17 protein-coding genes are annotated in these 16451 nt (G+C 46.4%); 5 read left to right on the forward strand and 12 right to left on the reverse strand.

The genetic code is table 11. From position 1 onward, the window contains the following. Nucleotides 1-97: 97 nt before the first annotated feature. The 8 genes from ACUTVW_RS01070 to ACUTVW_RS01105 all read right to left on the reverse strand — a co-directional run bounded on the left by ACUTVW_RS01070 (nt 98) and on the right by ACUTVW_RS01105 (nt 6204). Nucleotides 98-1372: an MFS transporter gene (locus ACUTVW_RS01070; protein ID WP_445644080.1), complete on the reverse strand. Its 1275-nt coding sequence runs from the start codon at nt 1370-1372 to the stop codon at nt 98-100. Nucleotides 1373-1778: 406 nt separating this feature from the next. Further along, nucleotides 1779-1895: a putative holin-like toxin gene (locus ACUTVW_RS01075; RefSeq protein WP_221787759.1), complete on the reverse strand. Its 117-nt coding sequence runs from the start codon at nt 1893-1895 to the stop codon at nt 1779-1781. A 129-nt stretch (nt 1896-2024) separates the two neighbouring features. After that, the gene (gene queF, locus ACUTVW_RS01080; RefSeq protein ID WP_110897191.1) at nt 2025-2516 is read right to left on the reverse strand and encodes a preQ(1) synthase; all 492 of its coding nucleotides are present in this window, start codon (nt 2514-2516) and stop codon (nt 2025-2027) included. 64 nt (nt 2517-2580) lie between these two features. Continuing rightward, nucleotides 2581-3318 (reverse strand): 7-carboxy-7-deazaguanine synthase QueE, encoded by a 738-nt coding sequence (gene queE / locus ACUTVW_RS01085; protein WP_445644081.1) that lies wholly within the window; start codon nt 3316-3318, stop codon nt 2581-2583. Further along, nucleotides 3311-3802, reverse strand: coding sequence for a 6-carboxytetrahydropterin synthase QueD (gene queD, locus ACUTVW_RS01090; protein ID WP_445644952.1), 492 nt, complete (start codon nt 3800-3802; stop codon nt 3311-3313). The genes queE and queD overlap by 8 nt, the downstream gene beginning before the upstream one ends. Beyond that, nucleotides 3802-4491, reverse strand: coding sequence for a 7-cyano-7-deazaguanine synthase QueC (gene queC, locus ACUTVW_RS01095; protein ID WP_445644953.1), 690 nt, complete (start codon nt 4489-4491; stop codon nt 3802-3804). The genes queD and queC overlap by 1 nt, the downstream gene beginning before the upstream one ends. Nucleotides 4492-5025: 534 nt before the next feature. Beyond that, nucleotides 5026-5730 carry an AIM24 family protein gene (locus ACUTVW_RS01100; RefSeq protein ID WP_434752581.1) on the reverse strand — a complete coding sequence of 235 codons (705 nt, stop codon included), beginning with the start codon at nt 5728-5730 and terminating at the stop codon, nt 5026-5028. 18 nt (nt 5731-5748) lie between these two features. Next, nucleotides 5749-6204, reverse strand: coding sequence for a hypothetical protein (locus ACUTVW_RS01105; RefSeq protein ID WP_445644082.1), 456 nt, complete (start codon nt 6202-6204; stop codon nt 5749-5751). A gap of 328 nt (nt 6205-6532) precedes the next feature. On the opposite strand from ACUTVW_RS01105, the gene ACUTVW_RS01110 reads away from it, so the two are divergent. From ACUTVW_RS01110 to ACUTVW_RS01120, 3 genes are all read left to right on the forward strand, one after another. Further along, nucleotides 6533-6700 (forward strand): hypothetical protein, encoded by a 168-nt coding sequence (locus tag ACUTVW_RS01110; protein WP_445644083.1) that lies wholly within the window; start codon nt 6533-6535, stop codon nt 6698-6700. Between the two features lie 207 nt (nt 6701-6907). Continuing rightward, entirely contained in the window at nt 6908-7615 is a 708-nt protein-coding gene (locus tag ACUTVW_RS01115; protein ID WP_445644084.1) for a hypothetical protein, read from the forward strand. A 155-nt stretch (nt 7616-7770) separates the two neighbouring features. Then, nucleotides 7771-8742 (forward strand): helix-turn-helix transcriptional regulator, encoded by a 972-nt coding sequence (locus tag ACUTVW_RS01120; RefSeq protein WP_445644085.1) that lies wholly within the window; start codon nt 7771-7773, stop codon nt 8740-8742. 34 nt (nt 8743-8776) lie between these two features. Here ACUTVW_RS01120 and ACUTVW_RS01125 read toward each other — a convergent pair whose 3' ends face one another. Next, nucleotides 8777-9451, reverse strand: a complete 675-nt coding sequence (locus ACUTVW_RS01125; RefSeq protein WP_445644086.1) for an exonuclease domain-containing protein — start codon at nt 9449-9451, stop codon at nt 8777-8779. A 549-nt stretch (nt 9452-10000) separates the two neighbouring features. Here ACUTVW_RS01125 and ACUTVW_RS01130 point away from each other — a divergent pair. Next, a complete protein-coding gene (locus tag ACUTVW_RS01130) occupies nt 10001-11737 on the forward strand; it encodes a proline--tRNA ligase (RefSeq protein WP_445644087.1) in 1737 nt (578 codons plus the stop codon). A gap of 590 nt (nt 11738-12327) precedes the next feature. On the opposite strand, the gene ACUTVW_RS01135 is transcribed toward ACUTVW_RS01130, so the two are convergent. The 3 genes from ACUTVW_RS01135 to ACUTVW_RS01145 form a co-directional block, all read right to left on the reverse strand. Further along, on the reverse strand, nt 12328-14151 hold the full coding sequence (locus ACUTVW_RS01135; protein WP_445644088.1) for a 5'-nucleotidase C-terminal domain-containing protein: 1824 nt from the start codon (nt 14149-14151) through the stop codon (nt 12328-12330). A 175-nt stretch (nt 14152-14326) separates the two neighbouring features. Then, a complete protein-coding gene (locus ACUTVW_RS01140) occupies nt 14327-14743 on the reverse strand; it encodes an ImmA/IrrE family metallo-endopeptidase (RefSeq protein WP_445644089.1) in 417 nt (138 codons plus the stop codon). A gap of 46 nt (nt 14744-14789) precedes the next feature. Further along, nucleotides 14790-15233 (reverse strand): helix-turn-helix domain-containing protein, encoded by a 444-nt coding sequence (locus ACUTVW_RS01145; protein WP_445644954.1) that lies wholly within the window; start codon nt 15231-15233, stop codon nt 14790-14792. Between the two features lie 697 nt (nt 15234-15930). On the opposite strand from ACUTVW_RS01145, the gene ACUTVW_RS01150 reads away from it, so the two are divergent. Further along, complete coding sequence (locus ACUTVW_RS01150; protein ID WP_434753075.1) at nt 15931-16413, forward strand: ArpU family phage packaging/lysis transcriptional regulator; 483 nt, start codon at nt 15931-15933, stop codon at nt 16411-16413. The last annotated feature ends 38 nt before the right edge of the window (nt 16414-16451 follow it).

Raw genomic sequence — 16451 nt, forward strand, 5'->3', positions numbered from 1 at the left:
TATTACGGTTAGAAAAGGCTCCTGCCCGTCTGAATTATTCAGACATGGACAGGAGCCCTTTTTATTTCTACCCATGAACAGCAAACAGTAAAAGACCTTACTCCTCACTCCCGTTTTCTTGTGCCCAACGATGGAGCAACTTATCCGATGGGAGCAAGAAGGTGAAGATGCCGATTAGCGGTAGAAAGCTACATAACTGCATGACTGGTGAAACGCCGAAAACGTCAATCCAGTTGCCGAGCACCAGCGCGCCAAGACCGCCCATGCCAAAGGCAAGGCCAGTAATGAGACCGGAGACCGTTCCGATTTTACCCGGAATGAGCATCTGAGCGTATACCACAGTTACAGAGAAGCTGGATAACATGATAAAGCCGATAATTGTCAGTAAGACACCTGTCCAGAACAGGTTGGCATAGGGTAACAACAACGCCAGCGGTGCGGCTCCAGCCATGGACAGAAAAATCATGTTTCGTTTACCAAATCGGTCTGCGAGCGGGCCGCCAAAGAACGTACCTAGTGCACCGGCAGCCAGGAACAGGAAAATATAAATTTGTGCGTCCTCCGTGGACAAGGCAAACGTATCTTTCAAGTTAAAGGCGTAAAAGCTGCCGATGGAAGCCACGTACCAGGAACGGACAAATACGAGCAGAATCAGGATCGTAATCGCTGCCGCAATTTTCTTGCGCAACGCTGGGTTGGGAGCGCGGCGGGCCGCGGCCTGTTTACGCAGGTACGCGCCTGATTGCAGCATCTGCCCATACCAACGTGCGACATAGAGTTGTACGGCAATTCCCATCGCGGCAATACCAGTAAAGCCGATGGCACCGAACAGCCCAAACGGAATGAAAATCCAGCGGGTCAGCAGTGGTGCAAGTGATTGACCGGCATTACCACCCACCTGAAATATGGATTGTGCCAATCCCCGGCGCGGGCCTGCAGCCATATGGGATACCCGTGAGCCTTCCGGATGGAAAGCGGCGGAGCCGAGTCCGACAAAAATAACAGAGATAAGCACCATCGTATAACTGTCAGCAAAGGCCAGCAGAAGCATACCTGTAAACGTGAAACCCATGCCGATGGGCAGGATCGACGGGGTTGGTTTTTTATCAGCAAACCAGCCGACAACAGGCTGCATAATCGAGGCGGTAAAGTTGATCGCAAAGGCGATCCAGCCAATTTGTGTGTAAGTTAGATGCATGGAATCTTTTAAAATGGGGAAGATTGCCGGAATTACAGACTGAATGGAATCGTTGAACAGATGCACCAGACTGATGGCAATGAGTATCCGGTATACGGTGCTTTGGGCATCCAATCCGGGTGTTGCTTTCGAACGCGCAGCGGCGTCCTTGGCTAATGTGGTTTGTACAGACATAAACAATTCTCCTTTGGTCGCGGTCACGAGGGATCAGCGCCTAATGTTAGATGATATGCAATTAAGCATATTGTTACATAATAGGACAGATTAGATCGACCGACAAGGGGAACAGAGGGGAAATGGTAATGGAATCAATATAATTGTGTGAACTATGAAAGTACAAATCAGATAACCAGACAAACCGGATGGGGGATTATCACCGATTTGGAATTATATATAAAATGAAAACAACCTTTGTACATGTGGAGTTTTGGGAAATGTTGTGATAAACTGTAGGCAACAAGGATAAAATAAAAAAAGAGTAAGGATGCGTCAACATCCTCACTCTTTTACAACAGCCGCTTTCAAGGGCGGTGGCTGTGGACAGGTAATCGAAATAGGCTGCTACCTTACCGAGGGCGGCCTATTTCTTTTTGTTTTGATTATTCAATGCAATAACGATGGTTACAATCAGTCCAATCAAGGTTACTGTAAACCCCGCAAAACTGATCATCAGCGTCAGTACATCTTTTATCTCCACAGGCATCACCTCCTTACACAGGAGACTAGCCGACCGCCCATTCAAGCCATTCTGTTGTTGTAACAAATTATACCACATAATCCAAATCACGGACATCTACTTAAAGCAAGCAGTATTTACAGATTCATATCAACGATTATCAATCGTCTCCGGGTTCATGTCATGATTCATCATGCGGTGTTCCGCCATTTGCTCGTATTTTGTTCCCGGTTTGCCGTAGTTGGTGTACGGATCGATAGAGATGCCGCCGCGCGGGGTGAATTTGCCCCAAACTTCAATAAAGCGCGGGTCCATCAGTTTGATCAGGTCGTTCATAATAATGTTCACACAGTCCTCGTGAAAATCGCCATGGTTGCGGAAGCTGAACAGGTACAGCTTGAGCGACTTGCTCTCAACCATTTTGATATCGGGAATATAGCTGATGTAGATCGTTGCAAAGTCGGGTTGACCCGTAATCGGACACAGACTGGTGAACTCCGGGCAGTTGAATTTTACAAAATAATCACGGTACGGATGTTTGTTATCGAAGCTCTCCAGAATACCCGGATCATACTCAAACGTATATTTCACATTCTGGTTACCCAGCAATGTTACATCTTGCATCTCATCAGGTTGTCTCATAGGGTACAAACACTCCTCTTATTTAATCGAAGCCGCAGGCCTCGTATTATCATCTCGTATATATTTAGACCCCGCGTTTATTACCCCATACCAGCGTATGAAGCTGCGGAAGTACGCGCACGTCGTTCAGATCGTCCGAGGCACTTACCTGATCAATAAGCCACTCGTAACGCTCCAGCAGGGAAGCTGCCAGATCCGGCGTATCCGCCGAAGAAACATCCGGGTTCCCCGTTTGTAAAAATAAATCCGTGCCCGGATACCGTGCATTCACACGGCGGGCATAGTCCAGGTCTGTCTGATCGAAGATCACGATCTTCAGACTATGGCTTCGATCCGCCGGGCCAGTAGCCAAGCGGCTGATCACATCGTCCAGCACAGCCCAGTCGGTGTCCATGCCTGAGCTGGGTGGCTTGGGCGAGACCGTGACTTCGTCAACGTCTGCCAGCCATGACTGCCAGCGGGAGCCCTGCGTCTCCACCGCGGTGCGGACGCCGTGCTCACGCAGCAGGGCAACTAGCCCGCCCAGCGAGGCCAGCAGGGCGGGGTTGCCGCCGGAGAGGGTTACATGGGAGAAACGCGTGCCGCCCAGGCGGCGCAGTTCATCCCATACCGCCTCCGGCGTCAACATGCGAATCTGGTCCTTGCCGCTGCCGTCCCAGGTAAAGGCCGAGTCGCACCAGGAGCAGCGATAATCGCAGCCCGCGGTGCGCACAAACATCGTTTTTTGCCCGATGACCATGCCTTCGCCTTGAACGGTCGGGCCAAAAACCTCCATAACGGGGATGCGTGCTTCCTTACTCATCGATCATCCACTCCCGTCTCGCTTCGGCATAACTGGTTGGCGTTTCGAAGAGCCGCACAAATTCGGTGCGGGCGCCGTCCGTGAGGCCGGCATAAGGCTCAGTCTGCAGAGCATGTTCCATCTGCTCGAACAGCCAAACGACCATGTTTTCAGCCGTTGTATTCATGAGAGGCAGGGTCTCATTCAAATATTGATGATCCAGATACCCTTCAATGCGGGTTTTCCAGATGTCCTTGATATGTCCAAAATCAACCGTCAGCCCGGTTTCACCCGGATAACCGCTGATGCCAAAAACCACTTTATACGTATGTCCGTGCAGATTTTTGCACTTGCCTTCATAACAGTGCAGATGATGCGCGGCATCAAAGGCGAATTCTTTACTGACCAGTACACGTTTGCGATGATATCTTAACTGCGTGGGCAAGATATCCTGGTCAATCCGCTGCAACCGTTCAACAATTCGAAACGTTCCAGGCTCTCTCATCATGCGTCCACTCCAGTGGAGGACGTACTCGAATCAGCAACTGTACGCTCCTGAACATAACGATCCAGTCCGGCTTTACGTAGCTTACAAGCAGGGCATTCGCCGCACCCGTCACCGATGACACCGTTGTAACAGGTCAAAGTACGTTCACGCACATAATCGAAAGCACCGAGTTCATCGGCCATTTTCCACGTTTCGGCTTTGTCCAGCCACATCAACGGCGTATGAATGACAAATGGATAATCCATTGATAGATTAAGAGTCACGTTCATTGACTTTACAAATGAATCCCGGCAATCGGGATAGCCGCTGAAGTCTGTCTCGCATACACCTGTAACCAAGTGGCGAGCGCCTTTTTGTTTTGCCAAAATGGCTGCGAAGCTGAGGAAGAGCAAGTTCCGTCCATCCACAAACGTACTTGGCAGTTCACCTTCTTCATGAGTTATTTCCACGTCAGAACGTGTGAGTGCATTCGGAGCAAGTTGGTTAAGCAAGCTCATATCCAGTACAGTCTGCTGCACGCCCAGATCCTTCGCAATAGCTGCTGCGCATTCAATCTCCAGTTTATGGCGCTGCCCATAATCAAAAGTAACTACTTCAACTTCGGCAAATTGTTTTATTGCCCAGAACAGACATGTTGTGCTGTCCTGACCGCCGCTAAATACAACAACCGCTTTTTCTTCGTTCAACATAAAAAAACCTCTCCATCTTCTTGAGATCACCCCTGCAATGAAGCAAGGAATGTCGGAAGAACAGAGAAGTCCATGAACTGGCATCCATCAAAAAACACACCTTCTTAGTAACAACTTCAAAAAAAGCTGTTATAAGCAAGTGTCCTTAGTTTTTTACGTACATCGTGATAACGTTAATACGTCAGCCTGCAAAGGCTATATGTGGTCACGTTAATCTGTACGCAAGACTGTAGCGACCTAACAGGTCAAGTCTTGTAGAGGGAGTTCGCGAACCTCTCCCATGCCCTAGGCATGGATTTTCTTCTTTAATTGTCCGGGTACAGTATACCATATCATAAGCCGAACGCCTATTTTTAATAGATTTCAAAATTAGGGCGTGTCTGAAAACTCTGAAGAAGGCAGATTTTGCTGAATTTTCGTTCCAAGCAAGGAAGTTTTCTGCAGGCGTGCCGGGGCACGTCAAGGGAAACTGACGCAGCAGGGGGCGAAAAGGCGGTGAAAGATGCACTTCAGTAGGTTTCAAGACACGCCCTACTTAATAATGATGTTACCAAACGGAATAACTTCCTTTAAAATGCGTTTGAATAGCCCATCATCATTCATGTCCTGCTGAAGCCTGTAGTTTTCTCGTCCAGCCTGAAAGAGCACCGTACCTTGTCCCGTCATTTTCCAATGGTAGTTCATATGCTGACTTGCCAGGTTGTTTCCGTATACGGTTAATTCCAGATGAGCATTTTCGGGATAGGCGATGACACTTCCAGCATCCACATAGAGTGGAGCAGTGGGGTGCAGTTCTTGCTGGCATACCTGGCCTTGCGTGAGCAGTCCAATGGTTCCTTTGCCCGAAAACTTCATTTTCACCGCATCTCGGGTAATCAGCATATTTTTGATTTTCTGAATTTTGGTCTGCATGTGCACACCGTCGGAGTAGAAGAACAAGTGGCGAAAATCATAAAGCAGATCACTGTGTTCTGTAAGCTGCACTTCTTTCATCGTGAATCCTGGAGGAAGGGCAGCCACAAACTGGCATGGGCCGGTGATTTCTGATTTAATCAGCTTTTTTTTGCGATACATACCCGAAATATTCATGAATTTATCTTGTCTGCTGCTGCCGGGTCCGCGAAAAGCGACGATTTGCTGCGGATGCAGAATATGAAGGCGGTCATCCTGGATCAGTGAAAAAGTAACCACTTGTCCTGCACCGCCAGCTTCAGCGTGGTTCAGATGTATGTGCATGCAGTAGCTCCTGTTCTTTTATATTCGGCCGGATCTGCGGCGCATTCCCCAGCGCATTACGCGAATCAGAAGGAAGTAACCTAATATGAGAGCTACGACAGTAATCACCATCGTTTGAATTCGCTGTGCAGTGGTTGTTCTGGCATCCTGATCATTTTGCAATTTGCTGACCATTTCAGTAAGCTTCTGATTCTGAGCCAGGAGTTGATCATTTTGCGCTTTGAATGCTTCGACATTAGCTTGGGCTTGTCCGAGCTGAGCGGAGGTTTGGTTCAACTGCTCCAGCGTCTGCTTGTAACTTTCCTGTAATGCATTCACTTCCCCGGGCAATTCGGATACGCGCTCCCAGCCTTTATAAATATCCGAGAATATATTAGCGCTTGCTGCATTTGCAGTAGAAGCTAATGTGACAGTAAATAGAATACATGCGGTGACAAACACCCGAATGAAATAACCCTGAATGGATTTTGGCATGTGTAACACCTCTTTCTTCGGTAGGATCGATCTATCGCCGAATTCGTCGTCATTTGTTGAATTACGGCTCTTACATTATACGTCAAAAACCGGGCATTGGGTTCATGAGGATTATGTTTTATTACCCGAAATGGTCAACAAAGATTGAAAAAACAAATGTTTAATTCTAAAAATCAATGGGTAATACAAGGATAGCAGTACCCCGGACAGAGCAAACATAAAGTTACACTTCCGTTCCGGGTATATCCTGTTCACAAACATGCAATATAATGCTTAAACTAATATATTTAATTTGAAATAAGATCGTAAAACGAAGGAGTAGAATAATATGTACGCATCGAACCAGAGTACCTCAACAAAAACGATTATGATTACTTTAAATGGCGAGCCAGTCGGACGCAAACTGATTATTGACAGCATAACTTATGCACCGGTTGCTGAAACGGAAAGTGTGCAATACATGCACAAAATGGAGCGGAATCATCCGGCCGTTTAAGTTGGGACTTGTCATAGAGAAGGATGTGGAAAGCTTGGCTAATAGCCAGGCTTTTTCGTCGTTTATTGTCGCTTCTAGGCGGATCAAGGGGGATAAAACTAATATAATGGAAAAAAGTAATGAGAACATATGTTCCGTGACAATATAGTGTCCATTCACCCTGCTAACTTAGAAGATAATACACATAAATCGGGGGAGAGACTACCAGTGAACTCAGTCTTTGAAGTATCTTATTCGTGGAATAAAGAGGCCATACCGACAGGGGGAGCGGATCCCGTATATATGATGGTAGAGTGGCGTTATGGATCCCCTGCCAAAAGACTTAGGAAAATAGCACCCAAAATCATGTCGAGAGATTTAGAACTATTGCTCAAACCGGAACATGGCGTTCAGCTTAAAGGCATTTATGGGTGCCGATCCAAAGAAACAGATATCGGCTGGGTGCTTAGACTCGGTGATGTGTACAAGGGGGAGAGCAAGCAGATTCTGCTGGAATTCGCCGTAGGACCCAATCACTCAGGAAAAACAGCGATATGTTCTGCCTATTGGAGTACCCGCAAGTTAAAACAAAGTCAGCGTGTGCTTCTTCGCAGGGAACAGCTTTACATTCAGTATACAAGTCACTTGGGCATGCTAAGGCAGCCAGAAGATCCGAAAGTCGAGAAAACGATTAAATTGAATGAAACCGTACCATTACTCAAGCAGGCTCTACGTGCTTATGAACGAGGCCGTACCCAGGAAGGCAGTGACATGCTGCGTCGTCATGCCGATGCACTACTCATTGAAGCAGCACGTAAAGAGGATCTGGATTATTACACAGAAGCAGAGATCATCGAGAAGCTTCGTTACCACTATGGGATTACGTTTACTGCTAGTCACCGAAATCGTGCAAGAGCAAGTGCGGGTGAAGGATAACGCAACAGGGTTGGTAAACATACTGAGAGAACGAGTTTACATATGTTTTGAAGGTGTAGTTCAACTATAAGTCGAATGTATATATCAATACTATATTAGTCATGGATGGAGCTGTATCACACTATTTGAAACAACATCATGGAGGGCCTGGCAAAATGACAGACCGACTAATCCGATTAATGCGCATTATTACGCTGGTGCAAGCCAAGCCGGGTATTCTGGCCAGGGAACTTGCCGAGCGATGCGAGACAACGGAAAGGACGATATACCGCGACATGGAGGCCCTCAGCGCAATGCACATCCCGATTGCCAATATGGGACACGGAAGAGGGTACATGTTTATCAGCCATTTTGCCATGTATCCGCTGAATTGGTCTGACGAGGAAGCTCAAGCTTTCATGCAGCTTGCAGACGTTATGGAAGATATTCGTCCACTGTTAAAACCCGCTTTTGAGAGTGCCTATGAAAAAGTGGTTGCTTCAAGCCAAAAAGACAGGACCGAGCGGGTGGAATGGAGCGAGCAGATTAGAGGAATGTTTAAAGAGGGAGCCACCATCTGGCAAAGTAATGAAGGGGATGAACCGAGTCATGCCCTCCTTACATTGCTTCAAGCCGGAATCTCGCTAAACAGCATTGAAGGAAATTATTTATCTCAGGGAGAAATGGGGATGATACGCTTTGATCCGTATTGTCTCATACCTCGGGAATATCAATTTGACCTGTTAGCCTATTGCCATCTCTCCGAGAGGATGAGAACGTTCCAGGTCAATCGATTGCACGACTTACGAATTATGCCACGTACCTTCCGCAAAAATGATTATTTGATCGAGTCATATTTCCGTGCCCCCTGGACAACAAAAGGAAGTACCGATGGCGATGCGATCAAAATCCGATTTTCTTCCCTTGTTGTGGACCGCGTGATGCAAGAACGCTTTTTTGTGCGTCCCGTCCTGACGATAGAGCCTGAAGGTACCCTATTGTTTGAAACTGTAATATTTAATGTTGAGGAATTATTTGTATGGATATCCAAGTACGGATCGCAGGCGGAGATCCTTGAACCGGAACATTTCCGCGTTCTTATGAAAGAACATTTGGAACGCTGGCAACAAGTGTACAACCAGAAATAAACGTTAAGATGCAGGTTCAGAGCCGGAGTGATGCTTATTCTTTGTTTTTGAACAGATTGGCAAGATTGCCAAACGGTGATTCCTGTTCTTCATCATCCATAGCACTGGAATAAACGACTTTGGAGGTCACACCTTCATCATCTGCTGCGCAGTTGTTTTCCAGTTTGAACTGGTCGAATTGGTGAATAAACACTTTAGCTGTATTGATGGCATCATCCAGAGCACGATGTTGTGTCCCATCGAATTCAATTCCACAGAGTTCAAGAGCCTGGGCAAGTCCTAGTTGTCGGAACTTTCCTTCCGTGTGCATGGCTCGCGACCATTGCTGCTGTAAGTCGTTATGATTGGTAATCCAGGCCACATCCAGCTGATGCGTACGACAATGGGAGATGAGTTTATTGCGGTCATCCGGCCCCCATGAACACATATAATAAGGTTCAGTGCCCATCCAGTTAATGAATTGACTCAGCGCTGCCGGGAAAAGAGGGGCTGCATCGATGTCCTTTTGAGTGATGCCTGTAAATTGAACGGTGTCGGTGGACAGGACGGATTTGTTGGATGGACGAACATACGTATGAAAGGTGTCGGTAACCGTAAGACCTGTATTAGCGTCCCCGCTTACTTTGACGGCACCGATATCAATAATTTCGGAAGAGTAACGTGTATTACGACTTACGGTAAACTCAAGATCATATATAATATAGGGCATAAGAGAAAACTCCTTTATCAAGGATACAAGTATTCATTCAGGGACCCTGATTTCGATCCTTAAATTGTTATTTCTCTATTCTACAGGGAACCCGGAGCCGTGTCAGCTATTGTTGTGGAATTCGTTGAAGACCCGTGATCGAAGTGTGTTGATTGACGAATTCGTATAATTGTATTTATTGACAAGTTCGTGTAAATGTTCTAATGTGATCAAAAATGAAGAAAAGCGTTTACTGAGGACATGGTTACGTAAGTCCGCTTCAACAGAGAGGGAATGGATGGGTGTAACATTCCTGTTGCTGCTACGTAATTCCTACCTTACCAGCTGCAAAGGATATTGTCCGTGTAATTACGGGAGGTAACTCGCGCCGGAAGGGTCCGTTATGCCCTATAGGATTGCATGCCTGTACGCGAGATGTGAAAGAGAACGTATGCAGTTAAATAAGGGTGGTACCACGACACATTCGTCCCTTGACGAATGTGTCTTTTTGCGTTTAAGGCCTGATATATTCAGGACATTTCTATCTGATAAATAAGGAGTGTATTTAGGATGCGCCAAACTGAAATGCTTGTTCCAACATTACGTGAAGCACCGGCGGAGGCTGATGCAGCCGGGCACCGCTGGTTATTGCGCTCGGGAATGATCCGTCAGCTGGCAGCGGGGATATACAGTTATTTACCGCTTGGGCGACGTGTACTTCTTAACGTTGAGCGAATCGTACGGGAGGAGATGGATCGTGCCGGGTGCCAGGAGGTGTTGTTGCCGATTATGCAGCCAGCCGAATTGTGGAAGGAATCCGGCAGATACACGCAGTATGGCCCTGAACTAATGCGTTTAAAGGATCGACATACGAGAGAGTTCGCGCTTGGCCCCACCCATGAGGAAGTGGTTACGGCGTTAGTCCGTGACGAGGTCAACTCTTACCGTAAGCTGCCATTTACGTTGTATCAGATCGGAACCAAGTTCAGGGATGAGCGCCGTCCGCGTTTTGGATTATTACGTGGACGGGAATTTATCATGAAGGATGCCTATTCATTTGCAGCGGATTGGGATGAACTGGATCACACCTATCAGGCGATGAATACGGCGTATAGTCGCATTTTGGAACGCTGTGGTCTGGATTACATCCGGGTTGAAGCGGATGCGGGAACCATTGGTGGACAAGGGGAGACACATGAGTTCATGGCTCTGGCCGATGTAGGAGAAGATACGATTGTGACATGTAAACATTGCGGTTACGCTGCGAACCTGGAGAAGGCAGCATTTCTACCTGCCCGGTCCGCCGTCCTCACGGAAGAAAAAGAAACAAGTGAGGGTACAGAAGTGTTACGGATTGCGACACCAGGCGTTCGTACGATCGCGGAGCTATGCTCTTTCTTGGGTAAGAAGGCAGAAGAGATGATCAAGACACTGCTCTTTGAGGCTGATGGTGAGCTTGTTGCGGCACTTGTGCGCGGGGATCATGAGTTGAACGATATTGCCTTGAAACAAGTGCTTGGCGCAGAGGAATTGATTTTGGCAGACGAAGCAGCTATTGCTACACATTCCAATCTTACGGTCGGTTACCTTGGGCCTGTAGGGCTTGGACTGCGGATAGTGGTAGATGCTGATGTGGCCGCGATGAAGCAGGCAATAACGGGAGCGAATGAGGTTGATAAACATCTGTCAGGTGTACGCCCAGGTATTGATTTTGCGCTGGATCAAGTTGAACGCATCCGTTTTGCGGCTGAAGGAGATCACTGCGTATCCTGTGGTGAACCGCTTGTATTCACCAAAGGCATTGAAGTGGGACACATTTTCAAATTAGGTACGAAGTACAGCGATGCCATGTGTGCCTCTTTCCTGGATCGCAATGGCCGTCAGTGTGCACCAGTGATGGGATGTTACGGCGTTGGGGTGTCCCGTTTAATGGCAGCTATTGCTGAACAGTATGCAACGGAGGATGGCATCCAGTGGCCTGTGTCTGTGGCACCTTATGATGTACATCTCATTCCGGTAAGCTGGAAGGATGAGCATCAACAGAAGCTTGTTCTTGAACTTGAACAACAGTTGTTGGATGGTGGCTTCCGCGTGCTCGTTGATGATCGGGATGAACGCCCGGGCGTAAAATTCAAAGACGCTGAATTAATTGGACTGCCTGTACACATTGTCGTGGGCAGAGGGGTAGCGGAAGCACAAGTTGAGCTGGGTTCTCATATGCTTGCTGTTTCAGGTGAAACGAAGCGGATCCGTATGACAGCACAGGAAGCTGTGCGTTATGTGACAGAGCAAATTCGGCGAGTTTAAGCTTGGAAATAATATAAGAGGCGATGCGAATCCGTTTTATTACGGGCAAAATAACATCGATATATATAATAGGACTGAATATTATGTCGATCTTTAACTTTCAGCTGAATATGCCAGATCTTTTAGGGAAATAGGGACTCTGGAAGTACAAAAGAATCCAATCTCAGAAATTGATCATACCAAGTGACTAGAGCTGAATAATAGAGATCGATTTAATTGCTCTTTTGCTCATAAACCTACGATAGATTCGGAGATATGAAATGATTCGAGTGTAAGTACGCAAAACGGATTTGAAATCGGTTATGCTTCATTTACACGCTAAATCGCATGAGTACGGATATTACAGGCATATATGTTCTAGTTCAGCATGGGGGACGCACCTTATTTGAAGCTGTAAGCTACATGCAAGAGATTTATTTTTAATTTTGTTTGCAAACCTGCTACAAGGTTGAGCTCCATGATTTTGATAAGAGACTCCGCCGAGCGAAGTTCAGAATACAAACGAAATAAAAACAAAATAAAAGGGAGTCCTTTAGCCAGTAGTTTGGATAAGGGATTCCCTTTTCTAGTTGAGTTGATGTTGCTTTGGATTAAGAAGCCACAGGCAATTTCAAGGTTTGCCCTGGATAAATCCGGTGTGGATTCTTGATTTTATTGAGCTTTTGCAGTGACTGCCATGTTGTACCGTACTGTTTGGAAATCGAGTACAGGGATTCTCCTGATTTTACAATATGCAATTTAGCGGGAGCTGGAGTTGGCTTCCCTGGTGCTGGCTTGACCGGCTTCTCCGGCTTCGGTTTTTCTGGTTGAGGCTTGGTTGGTGTGGGTGCTGGGACAGGGGCTGGGGCCTCAGTTCCCGGTGCTTCTGGTTCTACAGCGGCTTTCTTGCCTTCACTGATGCGACCGTCGGTTTTAATATTTACTGCGCCAAGCTTCTGCATGTAGTTGATCAACGCCTCATCCAATGCACCGTACATACCGATTGTTGGATATTTGGCGAACATCGTGTACTCATCACCGCCGACAGCTGTGAAATCATTGGTTGCGAGCGTGTAGGTCGCTGCTGGATCAAGAGCTTTGTCGTCGACCATAACGGAATGAACACGGCTGCCTTTTGCTGCAGCAGCGTCAATTTTGAACGTGATTCCGGATACTTGAGGGAATCCGCCGCTTGGTTCCGGGTAAGAGCCTACACCGTTTTCCAGCGCTGCGAGCACATCGGAACCTTTGACTTCAAGGGTTACGACTTGATTGCCAAAAGGAAGAACGGTAATAACATCACCCTTGGTTACGATACCTTTTTCGATAGAAGAACGAATGCCACCGCCGTTAGTTAAAGCGATATCGGCTTTACTAACATCGCGGATCGCGCCAGCCAGCAAGTCGCCCAGATTGGTTTCGCCTGCGCGTACTTGTTCACGTTTGCCGTCCAGCAGAACAGCGGTATTTGCTACTTCTTCTTTCAGGATCGGTTCTTGTTTTTTCTGAATGGAACTTACGAGAGCTGCAACGTTCTCGTTTGGTTTAATGTTTTTGGCTTTGGTTTCATCGATTAATGTTGCTGTTTTCTTGGAGACTTTGCCACCGTCTACCCACAGATCAATGAGACCTACATAATTGGTATATTCACCTGCACTTGCGATCAAGGTTCCATGATCAGAGACAAGTCCGTCTTTCAATACGGTATGGCTGTGTCCATCGATGAACACATCAATGCCTGGAACGTCTTTAACGACTTTGAAGCTTGTGTCGGTACTGGAAACATCTTGTCCAATGTGTCCAAGAACAACGACAACATCAACTTTGCTACGAATTTCATTCACGAGGACTTTAGCTTCTGCAGAAGGATCTGTAATTTGCAGGCCTTCTACGTTTTTCGGGTTCGTTTTATACATCGTTTCCGGTGTAGTCAAGGCGATAATCCCGATCTTCACGCCATCAACTTCTTTGATCAAGTAAGGTTCGAAGAGACGAGTTCCATCTTTTTTCTTCACATTTGCACTGAGCATAGGGAATTTCATCATCTTCGACAGCTCAACAAGACGCTCCGAGCCATAGTTGAATTCATGATTACCCGGTACCATCGCCTGATAACCGATTTCGTTCATAACCTGTATAATGCTTTCACCTCTGACAAGCGTAGCAAATGTGGTACCGTGCACCGCATCGCCTGCATCCAGCAAGAGGGTATTTGGATTTTCGCTGCGATATTTGTCAACGATTCCTGCGACTTTGGCAAAACCCATAGCAGGTGATTGTTCAACTGCACGAGCATGCATGTCATTGGTATGTAGGATAGTAATATGTTTGCCTGTGCCTGGAGCGGAATCTGTTGCTGCCGCCGCAATGCCTACACTGCCAAACAGTAAACAAACCGTTAGCAGAAGTGAAACCACATGTTTCGCTTTTTTCATTAATCCGAAACCTCCCAAAAAAATAATCTATTAGAGCGTTTGCACAGCTCATTTAGTATTTTAACAGACTATGATAAGGAAATCTCGTGATTTGCGTAAAAATAAGTAACCTGAAAGTGACATCAGATTCGGTTGGGAAATCTAGTGTAAAACCTTGAATGAGGAACATATGTTCTTAAATGGTGTAAAAAAAATGCTGCGCTTCACGCGGCAGTCCGGTACGCAAGCAAAATTTCTCAAGAGATTCATCTGCTTCTGGTGTGATGCCAGCCGTCAATAACTGAATGGCAAACCGATTGGCTTGTCTCTCCAGTTTGCCTGGAGCGAAGTAGGAATGTTCCTCCAGGAAGAAACGGTTAATTCCTTTGTGAAGCCTGTCATGACCCAGTTCATGAGCACAGACAAATCGCTGCCATTCAGGCGGTAAATCATTGTGTATTACGATAAATCTGCGACGAAGTTTACGGAAATACAGCCCTTTGGTCGATTTGCCCAGATTGGTAAAACGAATCTGTATCCCTACAGCCCGGGCAATGCTGAATGGGCAGTTGGTTCGGTGTTTTCGAATCAGCTTGGTTACGATGTCATCCATATGATCTCACCTGCAGTTTCAATAAGTTTGAACTCGCGTCCTGGCCTCATGGGCGTTGATCCGATTCGCCTGGCTTTTTCCGTTTGTTCATCTGTTTGGCTTCCCAGAACAAACCTGTCAGCACGTCCTTGATCCGTTTTTTGTCCTCTTCATCCAGCGGGATGCCGTCGAACATCAGATCATCATCATCCTCCAGCATTTTTTTGAAGTCCCGGCGATCTTTGTACGTCGCCCAATCCGGTACGTCCTGCTGGCTCGCATCCTGCCCTGTTTCCATATAACCCGCCTGTTTCATCATATCTGAGTAGGGTACACCAAGTGCATCGGAAATTTTACGGATGGTCGCTGGTTTAGGTACGCCGCGTACACCATTTTCAATCCGTGAAATCTGTGAATTGCTTATTCCAGCTGCTTCGGCAAGCTGGTTGATGCTGAATCCTTGTTGCTCTCGCAGCTGTTTCATATAAGGACCAAAAGCGTGCTCCACAATTCATGCATCTCCTTCGACTCGTCATAAGTGCTTGTGATTATAAGTTAAGCCAATGCTATTGCACAGGGCACTCCGACGACAGAACAACCTACTGATCGCTGTTATCCCCGGATTTCCTGTATTTTTCTCCTCAAGGGGAGAAATCCGGTGATAAAGGCGAACGCTCCGCTTCTTCCGGTTCGTTCTGTCCTCTCCGTTATCATGCAAATTACCGCTTATCTTAAATTATAAAAAACAAATGACTTATACGAGTTCAGTAATTATCTGTACTATATCGTATATATACCATTAGGTAAAGAGATATGAAACAATTATGCCAAAAGGTATAGAAAATGAGAGGGAAGGTTTTATTTTATCGTCTAAATGACCCAAAATGAAGGTTTACTCTATTCTCCAGAAAGTGGTATCCTAAAGCAGAAATGCGAACAAAATACGAACATAACATTAACAGTGGCTCGTTTCCAAAAGGCAACAGAAGAAAATAATAAAAACCGTTAAGATTTGGAGAATCGGAACAATTCTATATAGGAGACTGTCTTTGCTAGAAGATGGGATGATTTGAACAAGAGCAAGAGTATGAGAGTGAACAAGAGCAAGAGTATATGAACGTGAGCATGAACATGAGTCGTCAAAAATCAGATGAGATATAGAATGAACGAACATTAGGAGGAGAACAACTATGGCAACGATGGCAAATATGGAATTGATGTTACCGGAATTGGATCGTCGTAAAACACAGGCCGCTGTTGAGGCTGCATTGGAGAAGTATCGGATTTATAAAACAATTGCTTTTGAAGAGCGTGAGGTACTGGTAACCGCAAGTTACACGGAACGTTTCCATGGAGGCACGAATGTGACAGGGGATTCCACGGCAAGAACAGCGATTTTTAATGTGGATGTCCAGCGTGCGCGCCAGGCTTATTGCGATACGATTGATCATATCGTTTCCCGGCTCAGTGAAAAGGAACGTGTGCTGGTGAATGAACGATATATGAAGGACGATGATGTTTTTGACTATAAAATATACAACCATGTCTTTGATCCGCCTGTGAGCAAGGATACCTACACCAAGATTCGCACCCGTGCTTTCTATAAATTGGCGCTGGCTTTGGCTGACCGCGGGCTGATTAATATGGAACCTTTGTCATCAACGAGAAAAGAACGGCAGAAGTTAGGCTGAGTATTCGTCTATAAGTTGAAGCTTTAATATCACCGGGG

It is taken from the genome of Paenibacillus sp. TSA_86.1, assembly GCF_052691815.1.